Genomic DNA, 14,534 nt, shown 5'->3' on the forward strand with positions numbered 1-14,534 from the left:
GCATCAGCGCGTCGCGGCCCAGCCAGCGCCGCGGCGCCTCGTCGAGCAGCACCACCGCCAGCGCCACCAGCGACATGCCCTGGTGGTGCGCCATGACGGTGTCGACCGGCACCGGCTCGCCGGGCCGGGCCGCGGCCCGGCCGCTGGCCAGCTCAAGCTGGCGGCCGTTCAGCCCGGTGCGGTCGCCGGGCACCCGCGCGGCACGAATGTCGGCCAGCAGCAGGTCCGCGTCGGCCAGCTCCGCCAGCGCGTTCATGCGCATGAAGTGGTCGTCGGGATCATCCGGATCGGGCCGCGGCCAGAGGCTGTCCCAGTAGCGTTCGAGCAGACCGGCGACCAGGCGCAGGCCCGGCGCCAGCGCGCCCAGGCCGTCGAGGCGCAGCGCCGCACGCAGCAGCTGCACGGCCACCCGCAGATCGCGCCCGCGTCCGAACAGCGCCAGCGCATGTCGGCGCATCGCGATCCAGTCCGGCTCCTCGGCCGGAATCAGCGTGTCGCCGTACTGCTGCTCCGGCCGCCCGGCCGAGGCGCGCAGCAGCGCCTGGAAGTCCTCGTCGTACTCCAGGTCAGTCTCGCCGCAGGGCGACGCGGCCTGGAGAGGGGACAGCAGCACATCGACATCGATGGAACTCATGCAGCCAGTCTAGGCAGGGCCGGCGCTGCGAAAATCTGCCGAAAGTCACTTCCCTGCTCAGGTCTGCGCACTCATCTGCCGCAGCGCCGCCATCAGCCTGCGCGGCTGCAGCGGCTTGAACAGCAGCACCAGTCCGGCCTGCTCGACACGGCGCATCTCGTCGGCGGTGGTGTCGCCGGTGATGACCAGCGCGGGCACCGGCAGCGCACAGCGCCGGCGCACGCTGTCGATCGCGTCCAGGCCGTCCTCGCCGTCGGCCAGATGCAGGTCCGACAGGATCAGGTCGATCGCGCCGCCCGCCTCGCCGGCCAGGGCCAGCGCCTCGCCGATGCCGGCCGCCGTCATCACCTCGTAGCCCCACTCGGACAGCACCGCCGTCAGGCCCTCGCGAATCGCCTCGTCATCGTCGATCACCAGGATGGAGCGGGCCTCGAAGAGCGGCATCGGCACGGTGTCGGCCGCGGCGGTGGCGCGCTCCATCTCGTCGAGCGCGCCGGTGGCGATGCCGATGCGGAACATCGTGCCGCGCCCCGGGCAGGACGCCACGGTCAGCGTGTGGCCCATCAGCCGCACCAGCCGGCGCACGATCGCCAGGCCCAGGCCCAGGCCGCGCTGGCGGCGCCGGGCACCCTCGCGGACCTGATAGAACTCGTCGAAGATGCGCGGCAGCTCTTCGGGCGCGATGCCGCTGCCGGTGTCCCAGACCTCGATGTTCGTGTGGGTGCGGGTGCTGCGCGCGACCACCACCACGCCGCCCTCGCGGGTGTGGCGCAGCGCGTTCTGCACCAGATTGCCCAGCACCCGCTCGAGCAGCTGCGGGTCGCTGCGCACCGACTTGCCGCCCGGCGAGAAGCGCAGGCCCAGCCCGGCCGTCTCCGCCAGCCCGGCAAAATGCAGATGCAGCCGACGGAAGACATCGCGCAGCGCGAAATGCTGCAGATTGACCTCCATCGAGCCGGCCTCGAGCCGCGAGATGTCGAGCATCGCGCCGAAGGACTGGTCCAGCGCCTCGATCGATCGGGTCATGTTGCGCACGATCGAGGCTTCCGGCGTGCCCTGCACCCGCCGCTCCAGCGACGAGACGAACAGGCCCAGCGCATGCATCGGCTGGCGCAGGTCGTGGCTGGCGGTGGCAACGAAGCGATGGGCATCGGCCTGCGCGCGCAGCGCCGCATCGCGCTCGCGCGCCAGCGAGGCGCTCAGGTCGTCCGCCCCAAGACGGGCCCGCATCGCCCGCAGCCAGACTGCTGCCACCTGATGGCGCAGCCACAGCGCCAGCATCGCCGCTGCCGCCAGCGACAGGGCCAGACGCAGCTCGCCGAGGCCGACGCAGACCAGCGCGCAAGCGGCCGCACCCACCGCCGCCATGCTGCCCAGCAGCGGCCAGGCCGCCCAGACCGCCGCCACATACAGGCTGACCAGCACCAGGACCACCACCGCCTCGAGCTCGACCCGGCCGGCCGAGAGCAGGTCGGCCGCCAGCGTGAGCGCGGGCGTCAGCAGCGCCAGCGCCATGCGGCACTGCCAGCGCCGGCGCAGCCGCTGCAGCTGCTCGCGCGGCGCACCGGCCGCCCGCGCCTGGCGCAACGCGCGGTGACCGAGCGCGCAGGGCACCAGACCGGCCAGCGCCAGCATCGCGCACAGCAGCACCGCACCGCGCTGCTGCAGCGCGCCCAGCCAGACGGCGCTGACCATCTGCGCCAGGGCCAGCACCAGCAGCACCTCCGGCGCCCGCTCGAAGGCATCGGCAAAGGCCGCATCCTCGAGCCGGCGCCGCACCGAGCGGCGCTCGGCCCGTGCATCCTGCGGCGCCGCCTCCCGCCCCTCGCCAGGACCGACGACGACACGCCGAACGATCTGCCGCTGCGCCATGCCGGCCCGGCGGCTGCGCTCAGCGGAACAGGCTGATCAGATGCGAGCGCGAGCGCACGTCCAGCGCCAGCAGCAGCGAGGACACATAGTTCTTGACCGTGCCCAGCGACAGCGTGGTGGCGCTGCTGATCTCCTGGTTGGTGCAACCCGACAGCACCAGCTCCAGCACCTCCAGATGCCGCGGCCCCAGCTCGGCGATGCGGTCGTACATCGACGATCCCGGCAGGCGGGGAAAGAGCCGCTCGGCGGCCAGCGGCAGGCGCGGACGCTCAGGCGGCGGCAGCAGCTCGGCCAGCGCGGACTGCAGCTCCTGCGCCGAGCCGGTCTTGCGCAGATAGCCCTGCGCACCCAGCGCCCGGGCCTGGCGGATGACGAATTCGTCGACCGTGCCGCTGAAGATCAGCACCCGGGCCAGCGGATGCGCCTGCATGAACAGGCGCAGCCCCTGCAGGCCCTTGCAGTCGCTCAGATTGAGATCCAGCAGCACCGCATCAAAGGGCCCGTCGCGGCCGAAGATCCCGATGCCGTCCTGCAGCGAGCCCGCCTCGTGCCACTCGACCGGTCGGCCGTGCAGCCGCGCGCACATGGTGCGCACGCCGATGCGGATGAACTCGTAGTCGTCGATCAGCAGCAGCCGCGCACCGGGGACTTCGGTCCCCAGGCCGACCGCGGCCCTCGTGCCTTCCGCAGGCCGCATGCCCACCACGGCCGCTTCCGCTTCCATGACATCCCGTCCCATCTTGCGCTCCTTCGCTGGTCTGAACCCATTCATGCGGAGACGCAGGTCCCTGTGGCCGGGCGCCTGATCCGTCTCCCCCCTGTCTGAATGCCGGACTGGCGGACTGTGTTGAATGTCACGCCACTTCGCATCATCCAAGCAGATGAAAAAAACGCGCCGCTGAGCACCCCTCCGCCGGAACCGAGAAATAAGTCACATCTGCCCGAGATCGCATTCCTGCATCGGCATGCACGACCCTCGCCCTGCCAGAGCCGAAGCATGGCGCGCTCCGTCCTGCACGACCGTTCTATTTCGCGGTTAGGATGCGGCTCCCTTTCCGGACCGCCCTGCCATGCCCGCCCTGTCTCCCCGCCTAGTGCTGATGCTGACCTTGCCGCCGCTGCTGTGGGCCGGCAATGCGGTGGTCGGACGCATGACAGTGCCCCATGTGCCACCGCTGCTGCTCAACGCGATCCGCTGGGCGCTGGTGCTGCTGGTGCTGCTGGTGATCGGCCGCCGGGCGCTCGCCGGTGCGCGCAACCGTGCCGACATCGCCGCACGCTGGCCCTATCTGGCGCTGGTCGGCCTGCTGGGCGTGGGCGCCTACAACGCGCTGCAGTATGTGGCGCTGACCACCTCGACCCCGATCAATGTCACGCTGATCGCCGCGAGCATGCCGCTGTGGATGCTGCTGATCGGCGCACTCTTCTTCGCGGAGCGGCCGCAGCGCGGCCAGATGATCGGCGCGGCGCTGTCGCTGGCCGGGGTGGCGGTGGTGCTCGGCCGGGGCGATCCGCTGGCGCTGGCCCAGGTGCAGTTCGTCCAGGGCGATCTCTTCATGCTGGCGGCGGCCGCGAGCTGGTCGGGCTACAGCTGGCTGCTGGTGCGGCCGCCCGCGTCGATGCGCGGCGCGGCGCGCCCGCAGGTCACCGGTGCGGACGGCCAGCCGCGCGCCTGGGAGTGGCATGAGTTCCTGCTGGTGCAGACGCTCTTCGGCCTGCTCTGGGCCGGCGGTGCGGCCGGCGTGGAGGCACTGGCCTGGCCTCGCCAGCCCGAGTGGTCGCTGGCGGTGTTCGCCGCGATCGCCTACATCGTCGTCGGTCCGTCGCTGGTGGCCTACGGACTGTGGGGACGAGCGGTGGCCGCGGTGGGGCCGACCACCGCCGGCCTGTTCGTCAACCTGACGCCGCTGTTCGCCGCGCTGCTGTCGACCGCGCTGCTCGGCGAGGCGCCGCACCTGTACCACGCGGCGGCCTTCGTGCTGATCGTCGCCGGCATCGTGGTGTCGTCGAAGCGCTGAAGCGCAGCGCCCGCGCCATTCAGCGCCAGCGCGCCAGCAGCGCCACGCCGGCCAGCACCAGCGCGGTGCCGCCCAGGATCCATGGCGTCATCGGCTCGCCGAGGATGAAGATGCCCATCAGGATGGTGCTCATCGGCCCGACCAGACCGGTCTGCGCCGCCAGCGTCGCGCCCAGCCGCTCGATGCCCATCATCACCAGGATGACCGGCGCGAAGGTGCAGGCGGTGGCATTGAGCAGCGACAGCCACAGCACCGGCGCCGGCACCGCCAGCACCGACTCCAGCGGGCGCAGCAGCAGGAACTGGCCGATGCACAGCAGGCAGGCCACGGTGGTGGCCAGTCCGGTCAGTCGCAGCGCGCCCAGGCGCTGCACCTCCTGGCCGCTCTGCACCAGATAGACCGCATAGCTCAGCGCGCTGCCGAAGACCAGCAGCGTGCCCAGCCCGACGTTCGGCCCCAGATCGTTCAGCTCGTGGCCGAAGACCAGCAGCACGCCGCCATAGCTGACCGCCAGCGCCAGCAGCTGCCGGGCGCTGACCTTGCGGCCATGCAGCAGCACGCCCAGCAGCAGCACCAGCGTCGGGTTGAGATAGAGGATCAGCCGCTCGAGGCTGGCGCTGATGTAGGCCAGGCCGAGAAAGTCGAGAAAGCTGGCGAGGTAGTAGCCCGAGAAGCCCAGGCCGAACACCGCGCCCCAGTCGCGCCGGCTCAGCGCCGGCCGCCCCCGCCCCGACCACCAGGCCAGCGCCAGGAACAGCGGCAGTGCGAACAGCATGCGCAGCATCAGCAGCGTCACCGCATCGGTGCCATGCCGATAGGCCAGCTTGACGATGATGGCCTTGCCGGAGAAGGCGATCGAGCCGATCAGCGCAAACGCCAGGCCGGGCCACAGGGCCGGCCGTCCGGCTGCAGTGCCGGCGATCCGTGAGGAAGGATTCATCGGCGCGGATTCTAGAACCCGCGCCAGCGGGCACCGGATCTGGTCCGAGTCAGATCAGAACTGCAGTTCACGGTCCACATCGACCGCCTTGCGACGGGCCAGCGCCAGGTTGGCGCGCGACTTGTCCAGCACGAAGTAGAAGAACATGCCTTCCTGGCGGGTGCAGGGACGAATGATGTGGTACTGCTTGCCGAGCGTGATCAGCACGTCGTCGATGCGATCGTCCAGGCCGAGCTGCTTCATCGTGCGCAGCTTGGCGCGCATCACTTCGGTGTTGCCGGCGGCAGCGATCTCCAGATCGACGCCCGAGCCGGTCGAGCCGAGCATCATGCCGCTCTCCGAGTCGACGAGGGCGGCGCACATCGCGCCGTCGACGGTCATGAGCTGCTCCAGGCTCTGCTTGATGTTGGCCATGTCGAGTTTCCTTCCGTGGTCAGTCAGTGTGAAAAGCGTGAAATCGGGACAGAGAGAAGACAGAGAGCAAAGAGGTGTCGAGTCGCAGGCGCTCATCGCAGGTGACGTCCGGCATGCCGCATCAGGGCCAGACCGTGGCCGGCGCGGTTGCGGGCCTCGAGCTGGGCCAGGATGCAGTCCAGCAGCATCAGCACATCGTCGCGCTCGCGCACATCCACCGGCAGCACCGGAAACACCCGGCCGCGCCGCGCCAGCTCGTCGCCGAAGGCCTGCAGGCCGGGCTCGGGATGCGCCTCGGTCCGGCCGATGCCGATGACGCAGGCGGTGTGCTCGAGCTGCTCGGCAAAGGCATCGAGATAGATGCGCAGATCGGCCAGCGGATCGGGCCGCGAGTTGTCGACCAGGATGATCAGCCCCATCGCCTTGTGGGCCAGGATGGGCCAGAGAAAGTCGAACCGGGTCTGGCCCGGCGTGCCGAACAGGCGCACCCGCACCAGGTCGGCGATCAGCACCTCGCCATAGTCCATGCCGACGGTGGTGCGGGCCTTGGCCAGCGAAGGATCCCGGTTGGGCACGTCGGTGACCACCGGCGGCGTGTCGCTGATCGCGGCGATCGCGGTGGTCTTGCCGGCACCGGGCGTGCCGGTGAAGACGATCTTGCAGTCGCGCATCAGAGCAGAGGCCGAACCCGTCGCGCGGACGTCAGCTGCCGATGCCCAGGCGGCGACGGATCAGCCCGAACAGGCTGCCCGGCACCGGCTCGGCGGCGGCGGAATCGGCCGCGGCGACGTCGGTCACCGCCGAGGCGGACGAGGCGGATTCAGGCGGCAGCACCTCGAGCAGATCGGCACGGTGCATCGCCTGCAGGAAGGCATCGACCTCGACCTCCGGCAGACCCGACAGCGACAGCAGATCCTCGCGCTCGAGTGCGGTGGCCGCGATCTGGCTGGCCAGCCGCTGATGCCCCTTGCGGCCCTGCAGCTGCACCGGATCCGGCCAGCGCCGCAGCCGCACCCGCGCGCCCGGCGCCAGCTCCAGCCCAGGACGCGCAGACGGCCGAGCCACGGGCGCCGGTTCGACGACCACGGTGGCGGCGGCGGCAGTGACGGTCGGAGCGGCGGGCACAGGCGCGGGTGCAGCATTGACCGGGGCCGGCACCTCACGACGAGCCGCAGCCGTCTCGATCAGACCAGGCTCGATCTCCAGCATCAGCGCACTGAACTCCTCGAACTGCAGCGGCCGCTGCAGCGCCAGCGCCCCAGCACGAGCCTGCTCCGCGGCATCGGCGGCAATGCTCAGCCGGATCGCCCCGAACGCTGCCAAGGCCTCGAAGCCGGATGGATCGACCGCTCCCACCGGCAGCACCAGCAGATCGACCGGCGAGCCCTCCTGTGCCGCCACCCACTCGGCCTGCAGCCGGTTGCGCAGCAGGTTCATGAACAGCTTCAGCGCACCCGCGTCGGCATCACGCAGCTGCCAGGCACGCAACACAAGCCGGGGACGGGAGGAAGGCTGAGCGGTATCCGTCATGAAAGCACAGGGAACAATGGAAGCGATGGTGCAGGAAACGCATGAATCCTGTTCGAACTCACCGCATCGGATTGTGATGATCCGTTTCCAGATTTTTGTGAACAAGAATTGTTTTTACAAAGTCTATCCAGCGCGGGATGAAATTGGCCCCCGCATTCTTGTGACAAATGTCACTTTCACTCGAACCGGGGGGCGGCACTCGAAACAGGGTCGGCACAAATGAAAAAACCGCCTCGGCATGCACCGGGCGGTCGGCAGTCTGGCCATTCAGCACGAGGCGCACCAGGCGCCTCGGGTCGTCACAGCTTCTGCTGCTGCATGAAGTCGTCGAAGCCGGCTTCGGCGAAGCGGAACCACAGGTTCTGGTCGGCGCGGAACTTGGCGTAGTCGGCGTAGACCTTCTTCCAGTTCGGGTTCTTGTCGCCGATCTCGGCGTACAGCGCCATCGACTCCTTGAAGGCGGTGTCCATCACGTCCTTCGGGAAGCGGAACAGCTTGGTTCCGCTGGACACCAGGCTGCGCAGCGCCACCGGATTGCGGCCGTCGTACTTGCCCTGCATGTCGACATGCGCGTAGGAGGCCGCGCACTCGACGATGGCCTTGTACTCGGCAGACAGGCCGTCCCAGGCCTTCTGGTTGATGAAGAAGTCCAGCTGCGGACCGCCTTCCCACCAGCCGGGATAGGCATAGTTCGGCGCGACCTTGTTGAAGCCGAGCTTCTGGTCGTCGTAGGGGCCGACCCACTCGGCCGCGTCGATGGTGCCCTTCTCCAGTGCCTGGTAGATCTCGCCGCCGGGAATGTTCTGCGGCACGCCGCCCATGCGCTCGACCACCTTGCCGGCGAAGCCGCCGACGCGGAACTTCAGGCCCTTCATGTCCGCCATCGAGGCCACCGGCTTGCGATACCAGCCGCCCATCTGCGCGCCGGTGTTGCCGCCAGGGAAGTTCACGATGCTGAACTTGGCGTAGAACTCGCGCATCAGCTTCAGGCCGTTGCCCTCGTACATCCACGCGGTCATCTGACGGCTGTTCAGGCCGAAGGGAATGGCGCAGCCGAGCGCGAAGGTCTCGTCCTTGCCGAAGAAATAGTAGGGCGCGGTGTGCGCCATCTCGACGGTGGCGTTCTGCACGCCGTCGACCACGCCGAAGGCGGGCATCAGCTCGCCGGCCGGGTGCACCGTGATCTGGAACTTGCCGCCCGACATCGCGGCCACCTTCTTCGAGAACTCGTCAGCGGCACCGTAGATGGTGTCGAGCGACTTCGGGAAGCTCGAGGCCAGGCGCCAGCGGATGTTGGCCTGCGCATGCACCACGGCCGGCGCGGCACCCGCGGCCAGGACGCCGGCCAGGCCGGCATGACGAACAAACGAGCGACGTTCCATGAATCTGTCTCCTGTGTCATCGGCGCTGTCTGCAGCGCCTTCATCACGCGGGTGGCCCGACAGGCCACCGGGGCAGTCGGGCAGGGGTGTCCCATTCTAGGAAGAGCGGGACGGTCTGTCGTGCGGGGAATACCCGAGCGACAATCTGGCGCAGCGGTCAGAGCTTCTGCTGCTGCATGAAGTCGTCGAAGCCGGACTCGGCGAAGCGGAACCACAGGTTCTGCTCGGCGCGGAACTTGGCGAAGTCGGTATAGACCTTCTTCCAGTTCGGGTTCTTGGCCGAGAGCTCGCTGTACAGCGCCATCGATTCCTTGAAGGCCGCCTCCATCACGTCCTTCGGGAAGCGGAACAGCTTGGTGCCGCTGGAGACCAGCTGCTTGAGCGCGGCCGGATTTTTCGCGTCGTACTTGGCCTGCATCTCGACATGCGAGTAGGTGGCCGCGGCCTCGACGATGGCCTTGTACTCGGCCGACAGGCTGTTGAAGGCCTTCTGGTTGACGAACAGGTCGATCTGCGGACCGCCCTCCCACCAGGCCGGATAGGCGTAGTTCGGCGCGACCTTGTTGAAGCCGAGCTTCTGGTCATCGTAGGGACCGATCCACTCGGCCGCGTCGATCGTGCCCTTCTCCAGCGCCTGGTAGATCTCGCCGCCGGGAATGTTCTGCGGCACGCCGCCCAGACGCTCGACCACCTTGCCAGCGAAGCCGCCGACGCGGAACTTCAGGCCCTTCATGTCGGCGATCGACTGCAGCGGCTTGCGGTACCAGCCGCCCATCTGCGCGCCGGTGTTGCCGCAAGGGAAGCTGATGATGTTGTACTGCGCGTAGAACTCGCGCATCAGCTTCAGGCCGTTGCCCTCGAACATCCACGCGGTCATCTGGCGGCTGTTCATGCCGAAGGGAATGGCCGCGCCCAGCGCGAAGGTCTCGTCCTTGCCGAAGAAGTAGTACGGCACGGTGTGGGCGCACTCGACGGTGCCGTTCTGCACGCCATCGACCACGCCGAAGGGGGGCATCAGCTCGCCGCCCGGATGCACCGTGATCTGGAACTTGCCGCCCGACATCTCGGCGACCTTCTTCGCGAAGACATCGCCGCCGCCGTAGATGGTGTCGAGCGACTTCGGGAAGCTCGAGGCCAGGCGCCAGCGGATGTTGGCCTGCGCGTGCACCACGGCCGGCGCAGCGCCGGCAGCCAGAACGCCGGCCAGGCCGGAATGACGAATGAAGGAGCGACGTTGCATGCGGATGAGTCCTGAAGGGGCGATGTTCGCGAAATCTGTTCTTCTCTCGGGGTCGAGAGCGATTCTAGGAACACCTCTTCGGGATAACCATGAGACTAACCCCTGCGCAGGACTACGTAGGGGGCGGACTCATGCCGCGGTCACACCGCCGGGCGCGCCACCAGACACGCCGCCAGACACCCTTCCTTCAGTGGCCGGCCACCATCATCCGGTCGATCAGCACCGAGCCGATGGTGCGGCTGCCCGAGGCATACGCGTCGGCGCCGACCGCGACGATGCCGCGCAGCATGTCGCGCAGGTTGCCGGCGATGGTGATCTCCTCGACCGGATAGGCGATGCGGCCGTTCTCGACCCAGAAGCCGGCGGCGCCGCGCGAGTAGTCGCCGGTGACGTAGTTGACGCCCTGCCCCATCAGCTCGATGACGAACAGGCCGCGGCCGAGCTTGCGGATCATCTCGTCGAGGCTGTCGCCGGCCTGCGTCAGGCGGCTCGACAGGCGCAGGTTCTGCGCGCCGCCGGCATGGCCGGTGGTCTTCATGCCGAGCTTGCGCGCCGAGTAGCTGGAGAGGAAATAGCCCTGGGTCACGCCGGCCTCGACCACCTGGCGGGCGCGGGTGCGCACGCCCTCGTCGTCGAAGGGCGCACTGCCCTTGCCCTTGAGGATGTGCGGATCCTCCAGGATGTCGATGTGCTCGGGGAAGACCGGCTGGCCCAGGCTGTCGGCCAGGAAGGTGGTGCGGCGGTAGAGCGCGCCGCCACTGGTGGCCTGCACATAGGCGCCGAGCAGGCCGGCGGCCACCGTCGACTCGAACAGCACCGGCACCTCGCCGGTGGCGATCTTGCGGCCCTTCAGGCGCGACAGCGCCCGCTCGGCGGCGTAGCGGCCCACCGCCTCGGGCGAGGCCAGATCGGCCTTGTCGCGTGCCGAGCTGTACCAGGAGTCGCGCTGCATCTGCGCGCCACGTCCGGCGATCGGCGAGACCGACATCGAGTGGCGCGAGCTGGCATAGCCGCCACGGAAGCCCCGGCTGTTGCCGGCGAAGAAGTGCGACTGCTGCGCCGACACGCCCGCGCCGTCGGAATTGGTGATGCGCCGGTCCACGCCCATCGCCGCGGCCTCGCAGCGCAGCGCCATCTCGGCGGCGGCCTCGGCGTCGACCAGCCAGGGATGGAAGAGATCGAGCCGGCATTCGGCCGCCTCGCCCAGCGCGAGATCCTCGGCGTCGGGCAGGCCGGCGGCCGGATCCTCGGCGGTGAAGCGGGCGATGTCGTAGGCCGCCTGCACCGTCTGGCGCAGCGCCTGCGGCGAGAAGTCGGAGGTGCTGGCATTGCCGCGGCGCTGGCCGAGGTAGACGGTCACGCCGACCGCCTTGTCGCGGTTGCGCTCGACATTCTCGAGCCGGCCCTTGCGCACCGACACCGACAGGCCCGAACCCTCGGAGACCTCGACGCCGGCATCGCTGGCGCCGAGCGACTTCGCGATCTCCAGCGTCTGCTCGACCAGGTCGGCGAACTGCGCGCGGCTGTAGGCGAAACCCGCCTCGGGCGCCTGGGCAGGCACGGTCGCGGCAGCCGGAGCTGCAGCCTTCGAACGGGACGGACGGCGGGTCTTGGCGGTCATGGACAGGCGGGGCTGGCGATGCGGGGGGTGGTCGCTCGTATCATAGCCGTCGTCCCCACCGGGGGCAGCCCGACCCGACCGGTCCCCGAGCCCCCTTCCCACCCATGCACCCGAATTACCACTTCGATCACGACGACGGCGCCGATGACGGCTTCCAGGACGAGGACTTCTCCGGCCGTCCCAGCAAGACGCGGCTGAAGAAGCAGATGCACGATCTGCAGGCCCTGGGCAAGGAGCTCGACGAGATGCCGGCGCACCGCCTGAAGGCGATCGTCGGCATGCCTGAGTCGCTGCTCGACGCGCTGCTCGATCTCAAGCGCATCCGCTCGCACGAGGGCCGCCGGCGCCAGCTGCAGTACATCGGCAAGATCATGCGCGGCATCGATGCCGAGCCGCTGCGCGAGGCGGTGGCCTCCTTCAAGCTGCCCGGCGCCAAGGAAACCCTGGCGCTGCACACCGCCGAGCGCTGGCGCGACCGCCTGATCGCCGAGGACGATGCCTTCACCCAGTGGATGGGCGAGCACCCCGGCACCGACGCGCAGGCGCTGCGCACGCTGATCCGCAACGCGCGCAAGGACCAGGCCGCAGCCGCAGCCGCCCAGGGCGCCGAGGCCCCGACCGAGCGCAAGGGCCGCGCCTATCGCGAGCTGTTCCAGCAGATCAAGTCCACGCTGGCTGCGGCCGCCGCCGCAGCCGCCCCGGACGATGCCGACGACGACCAGGAAGACGACGATGAGTGAGGCCACCGCCACCGCCCTGCCCCCGCCCGAGCCGCTGCGCATCGGCCTGGTCTCGATCAGCGACCGCGCCAGCAGCGGCGTCTACGAGGACAAGGGGCTGCCGGCGCTGCAGGACTGGATGGCGCGCGCGCTGCACAACCCGGTCACCTGGGTCACCCGGCTGATCCCGGACGAGCAGGAGGGCATCAGCGCGACGCTGCGCGAGCTGGTCGATGTCGAGCGCTGCGACCTGGTGCTGACCACCGGCGGCACCGGCCCGGCGCCGCGCGACGTGACGCCCGAGGCCACGCTGGCGGTGGCCGACAAGGTCATGCCGGGCTTCGGCGAGCAGATGCGCCAGATCAGCCTGCGCTTCGTGCCGACCGCGATCCTGTCGCGCCAGGTGGCGGTGATCCGCGGCCGCGCGCTGATCCTGAACCTGCCGGGCCAGCCCAGGTCGATCGCCGAGACGCTCGAAGGCCTGCCGGACGCGCAGCCGCCCTGCCCGGGCATCTTCGCCGCGGTGCCCTACTGCATCGACCTGATCGGCGGGCCCTACATCGAGACGCGCGAATCGGTCGTCAGCGCCTTCCGGCCGAAGACCGCGCGCCGGCCTCAGCGCACCTGAGGCGCGCCGAGCAGGCCGCCGGACTGCGCGATCAGCGCCGCCGGATCGGCGGGCATCGCGTCGATCGTCGTCACCCGCTCGGCACCGATCAGCTGGCCGCCGACCGGATGCCACGGGCTGGTGTCGCGCCAGCCGCTGACGATGCGGTTGTCGGCGCCCAGCGTCACGATGCCGCCGCTGGTCCAGGACGCGCCGATGTCCTGATCGGCCCGCAGCAGGCGCGACTGCACCGTCGGCGCGTAGACCACGATGTTGTTCCAGGCCTGCACCCGCTCCTCGGTGGTCGAGATCTGGAACAGCACCGCCGAGCTGCCGGTCAGCTCGACCAGGTTGTCGTAGAAATGCAGCGTGCCCTTGCGATAGATCGGCTCGCCCCACATCGCGCCGGGCCAGCTGCCGTAGTGGTCGCCGCCGTAGTGGACCGTGGTGCCGGTGTCGCCGCGCTTGATGATGACGTTGCCGTGCACATGGGTCTCGCGGTAGGCCGCGGTGGCCAGCGCGGTCTTCGGGAAATCCTCGGCCTCGACCAGATCCAGCGCGTGTGCGCCCTCCTCGATGCGGTTGTGGCGCACGGTCAGACCGGCCGAGCGGTCCTTGATCGCATTGCCCAGCGCACCCTCGCGCGGCGCGCCGTAGCGGTTGAACTCGATCACCGTGCCCACGCCCTGGGTGTAGGTCGCATGCACCCGGTCGCTGCCCCGGATGCCGTGGCCGTGAATGTGGTTGCCGATCAGGCGCAGGTCCCGGGTGACCGAGGCGCTGTTGTCGTCGGTCGACTTGCTGAACACGCCCATCTGGCAGTCGGCGATCTCGTTGTCGGCCAGGGTGATGTTGCGGCCGCGCTCGATCCAGATGCAGGCGCCGAAGGCCTCGTAGCGGCGGCTGACGCCGTCGACATCGGTGAAGGACAGATCGGGGTGGGCGCGCACGATGCGCAGCCCGTCGATCTGGATGTGCGAGGGCGCCTGGGTCCAGGCGTCGGCCGCGCTGGCCAGCGGCTTGATCAGGATCAGCGAGCGCGCCTGATGCAGCAGGCGGTATTCGGCGCTGGCGCTGTAGCCGCCGGCCAGGGCCGGGCGCGACACCGCGCCGCTGCCGTTGATCGTCGGGCGCTCGCCCGCGGCCGAGCGCACGCCGCACACCCGCACCGGCGCGGCGGCCGTGCCCTGCGCGGCCAGCATGAACTTGCCCCGGTAGGGCTCGGCGCGGTGGAAGATGCGCACCGTGTCGCCGGCCCGCAGCGACTCCCAGGGCACCTGCTCCAGCTCGGTGTAGGTCTGGCCCGGACCGACGCGGTGGTCGGTCCCCAGGCCGGAGGCCTCGCAGGCGCTGAAGGGCTGCAGCGCGCTGCCGCCCGACTCGCCCTGCAGGATGGCCTCCAGCGCCTGGGCCTGCGGCGAGGCGGCATCGCTGTCCGAGCCGCCCGACAGGCAGCCTGCCAGCAGCAGCGGCAGCAGGCCGACCGACAGCCGCCGCCCGGCCGCCTTTCCAGGCTTTCCAGTGATCTCCATGCGAAACATCCCGTGTTATTGCAAC

15 protein-coding genes are annotated in these 14,534 nt (G+C 69.7%); 3 read left to right on the plus strand and 12 right to left on the minus strand.

The annotated features are described in order from the left end of the window. The 3 genes from HZU84_RS14745 to HZU84_RS14755 form a co-directional block, all read right to left on the minus strand. The coding region (locus HZU84_RS14745; RefSeq protein ID WP_180692978.1) for a type VI secretion system protein TssA at positions 1–634 on the minus strand (634 nt) is incomplete at its 3' end. 57 nt (positions 635–691) lie between these two features. Further along, positions 692–2,506 carry an ATP-binding protein gene (locus tag HZU84_RS14750; RefSeq protein WP_149502763.1) on the minus strand — a complete coding sequence of 605 codons (1,815 nt, stop codon included), beginning with the start codon at positions 2,504–2,506 and terminating at the stop codon, positions 692–694. Between the two features lie 19 nt (positions 2,507–2,525). Then, on the minus strand, positions 2,526–3,245 hold the full coding sequence (locus HZU84_RS14755; RefSeq protein ID WP_180692979.1) for a response regulator transcription factor: 720 nt from the start codon (positions 3,243–3,245) through the stop codon (positions 2,526–2,528). A gap of 331 nt (positions 3,246–3,576) precedes the next feature. Here HZU84_RS14755 and HZU84_RS14760 point away from each other — a divergent pair, with 331 nt between their 5' ends. Next, complete coding sequence (locus tag HZU84_RS14760) at positions 3,577–4,524, plus strand: DMT family transporter (RefSeq protein ID WP_149502761.1); 948 nt, start codon at positions 3,577–3,579, stop codon at positions 4,522–4,524. Between the two features lie 19 nt (positions 4,525–4,543). On the opposite strand, the gene HZU84_RS14765 is transcribed toward HZU84_RS14760, so the two are convergent. From HZU84_RS14765 to pmbA, 8 genes are all read right to left on the minus strand, one after another. Then, positions 4,544–5,464: a DMT family transporter gene (locus HZU84_RS14765; RefSeq protein ID WP_149502760.1), complete on the minus strand. Its 921-nt coding sequence runs from the start codon at positions 5,462–5,464 to the stop codon at positions 4,544–4,546. A 54-nt stretch (positions 5,465–5,518) separates the two neighbouring features. Beyond that, complete coding sequence (locus HZU84_RS14770) at positions 5,519–5,878, minus strand: hypothetical protein (RefSeq protein ID WP_149502759.1); 360 nt, start codon at positions 5,876–5,878, stop codon at positions 5,519–5,521. 92 nt (positions 5,879–5,970) lie between these two features. Beyond that, positions 5,971–6,549 carry a GTP-binding protein gene (locus HZU84_RS14775; RefSeq protein WP_149502758.1) on the minus strand — a complete coding sequence of 193 codons (579 nt, stop codon included), beginning with the start codon at positions 6,547–6,549 and terminating at the stop codon, positions 5,971–5,973. Positions 6,550–6,580: 31 nt separating this feature from the next. Further along, positions 6,581–7,369, minus strand: a complete 789-nt coding sequence (locus HZU84_RS14780; RefSeq protein ID WP_180692980.1) for a hypothetical protein — start codon at positions 7,367–7,369, stop codon at positions 6,581–6,583. Positions 7,370–7,466: 97 nt separating this feature from the next. Further along, positions 7,467–7,691, minus strand: coding sequence for a hypothetical protein (locus tag HZU84_RS14785; RefSeq protein ID WP_149502756.1), 225 nt, complete (start codon positions 7,689–7,691; stop codon positions 7,467–7,469). A 16-nt stretch (positions 7,692–7,707) separates the two neighbouring features. Beyond that, a complete protein-coding gene (locus tag HZU84_RS14790) occupies positions 7,708–8,790 on the minus strand; it encodes a TRAP transporter substrate-binding protein (RefSeq protein WP_149502755.1) in 1,083 nt (360 codons plus the stop codon). A 157-nt stretch (positions 8,791–8,947) separates the two neighbouring features. Then, entirely contained in the window at positions 8,948–10,030 is a 1,083-nt protein-coding gene (locus HZU84_RS14795) for a TRAP transporter substrate-binding protein (protein ID WP_149502754.1), read from the minus strand. Between the two features lie 187 nt (positions 10,031–10,217). After that, positions 10,218–11,651, minus strand: coding sequence for a metalloprotease PmbA (gene pmbA, locus HZU84_RS14800; RefSeq protein ID WP_149502753.1), 1,434 nt, complete (start codon positions 11,649–11,651; stop codon positions 10,218–10,220). 104 nt (positions 11,652–11,755) lie between these two features. Here pmbA and yjgA point away from each other — a divergent pair, with 104 nt between their 5' ends. Then, positions 11,756–12,391: a ribosome biogenesis factor YjgA gene (gene yjgA, locus HZU84_RS14805; RefSeq protein ID WP_149502752.1), complete on the plus strand. Its 636-nt coding sequence runs from the start codon at positions 11,756–11,758 to the stop codon at positions 12,389–12,391. Then, the gene (gene mog, locus HZU84_RS14810) at positions 12,384–12,998 is read left to right on the plus strand and encodes a molybdopterin adenylyltransferase (protein ID WP_149502751.1); all 615 of its coding nucleotides are present in this window, start codon (positions 12,384–12,386) and stop codon (positions 12,996–12,998) included. Before yjgA ends, mog begins: the two co-directional genes overlap by 8 nt. Here mog and HZU84_RS14815 read toward each other — a convergent pair. Then, entirely contained in the window at positions 12,986–14,509 is a 1,524-nt protein-coding gene (locus HZU84_RS14815; RefSeq protein ID WP_180692981.1) for a right-handed parallel beta-helix repeat-containing protein, read from the minus strand. The two genes, mog and HZU84_RS14815, sit on opposite strands and share 13 nt — an antisense overlap. Positions 14,510–14,534 lie beyond the last annotated feature (25 nt).

The organism is Sphaerotilus sulfidivorans, assembly GCF_013426975.1.
Classification (GTDB): Bacteria; Pseudomonadota; Gammaproteobacteria; order Burkholderiales; family Burkholderiaceae_C; genus Sphaerotilus; species Sphaerotilus sulfidivorans.

Excerpts from the sequence above, each read along its gene's own strand:
- HZU84_RS14750 (WP_149502763.1), bottom strand. The coding sequence starts at position 2,506 with ATGGCGCAGCGGCAGATCGTTCGGCGTGTCGTCGTCGGTCCTGGCGAG.
- HZU84_RS14755 (WP_180692979.1), bottom strand. The coding sequence starts at position 3,245 with ATGGGACGGGATGTCATGGAAGCGGAAGCGGCCGTGGTGGGCATGCGG.
- HZU84_RS14760 (WP_149502761.1), top strand. The coding sequence starts at position 3,577 with ATGCCCGCCCTGTCTCCCCGCCTAGTGCTGATGCTGACCTTGCCGCCG.
- HZU84_RS14765 (WP_149502760.1), bottom strand. The coding sequence starts at position 5,464 with ATGAATCCTTCCTCACGGATCGCCGGCACTGCAGCCGGACGGCCGGCC.
- HZU84_RS14770 (WP_149502759.1), bottom strand. The coding sequence starts at position 5,878 with ATGGCCAACATCAAGCAGAGCCTGGAGCAGCTCATGACCGTCGACGGC.
- HZU84_RS14775 (WP_149502758.1), bottom strand. The coding sequence starts at position 6,549 with ATGCGCGACTGCAAGATCGTCTTCACCGGCACGCCCGGTGCCGGCAAG.
- HZU84_RS14790 (WP_149502755.1), bottom strand. The coding sequence starts at position 8,790 with ATGGAACGTCGCTCGTTTGTTCGTCATGCCGGCCTGGCCGGCGTCCTG.
- HZU84_RS14795 (WP_149502754.1), bottom strand. The coding sequence starts at position 10,030 with ATGCAACGTCGCTCCTTCATTCGTCATTCCGGCCTGGCCGGCGTTCTG.
- pmbA (WP_149502753.1), bottom strand. The coding sequence starts at position 11,651 with ATGACCGCCAAGACCCGCCGTCCGTCCCGTTCGAAGGCTGCAGCTCCG.
- yjgA (WP_149502752.1), top strand. The coding sequence starts at position 11,756 with ATGCACCCGAATTACCACTTCGATCACGACGACGGCGCCGATGACGGC.
- mog (WP_149502751.1), top strand. The coding sequence starts at position 12,384 with ATGAGTGAGGCCACCGCCACCGCCCTGCCCCCGCCCGAGCCGCTGCGC.
- HZU84_RS14815 (WP_180692981.1), bottom strand. The coding sequence starts at position 14,509 with ATGGAGATCACTGGAAAGCCTGGAAAGGCGGCCGGGCGGCGGCTGTCG.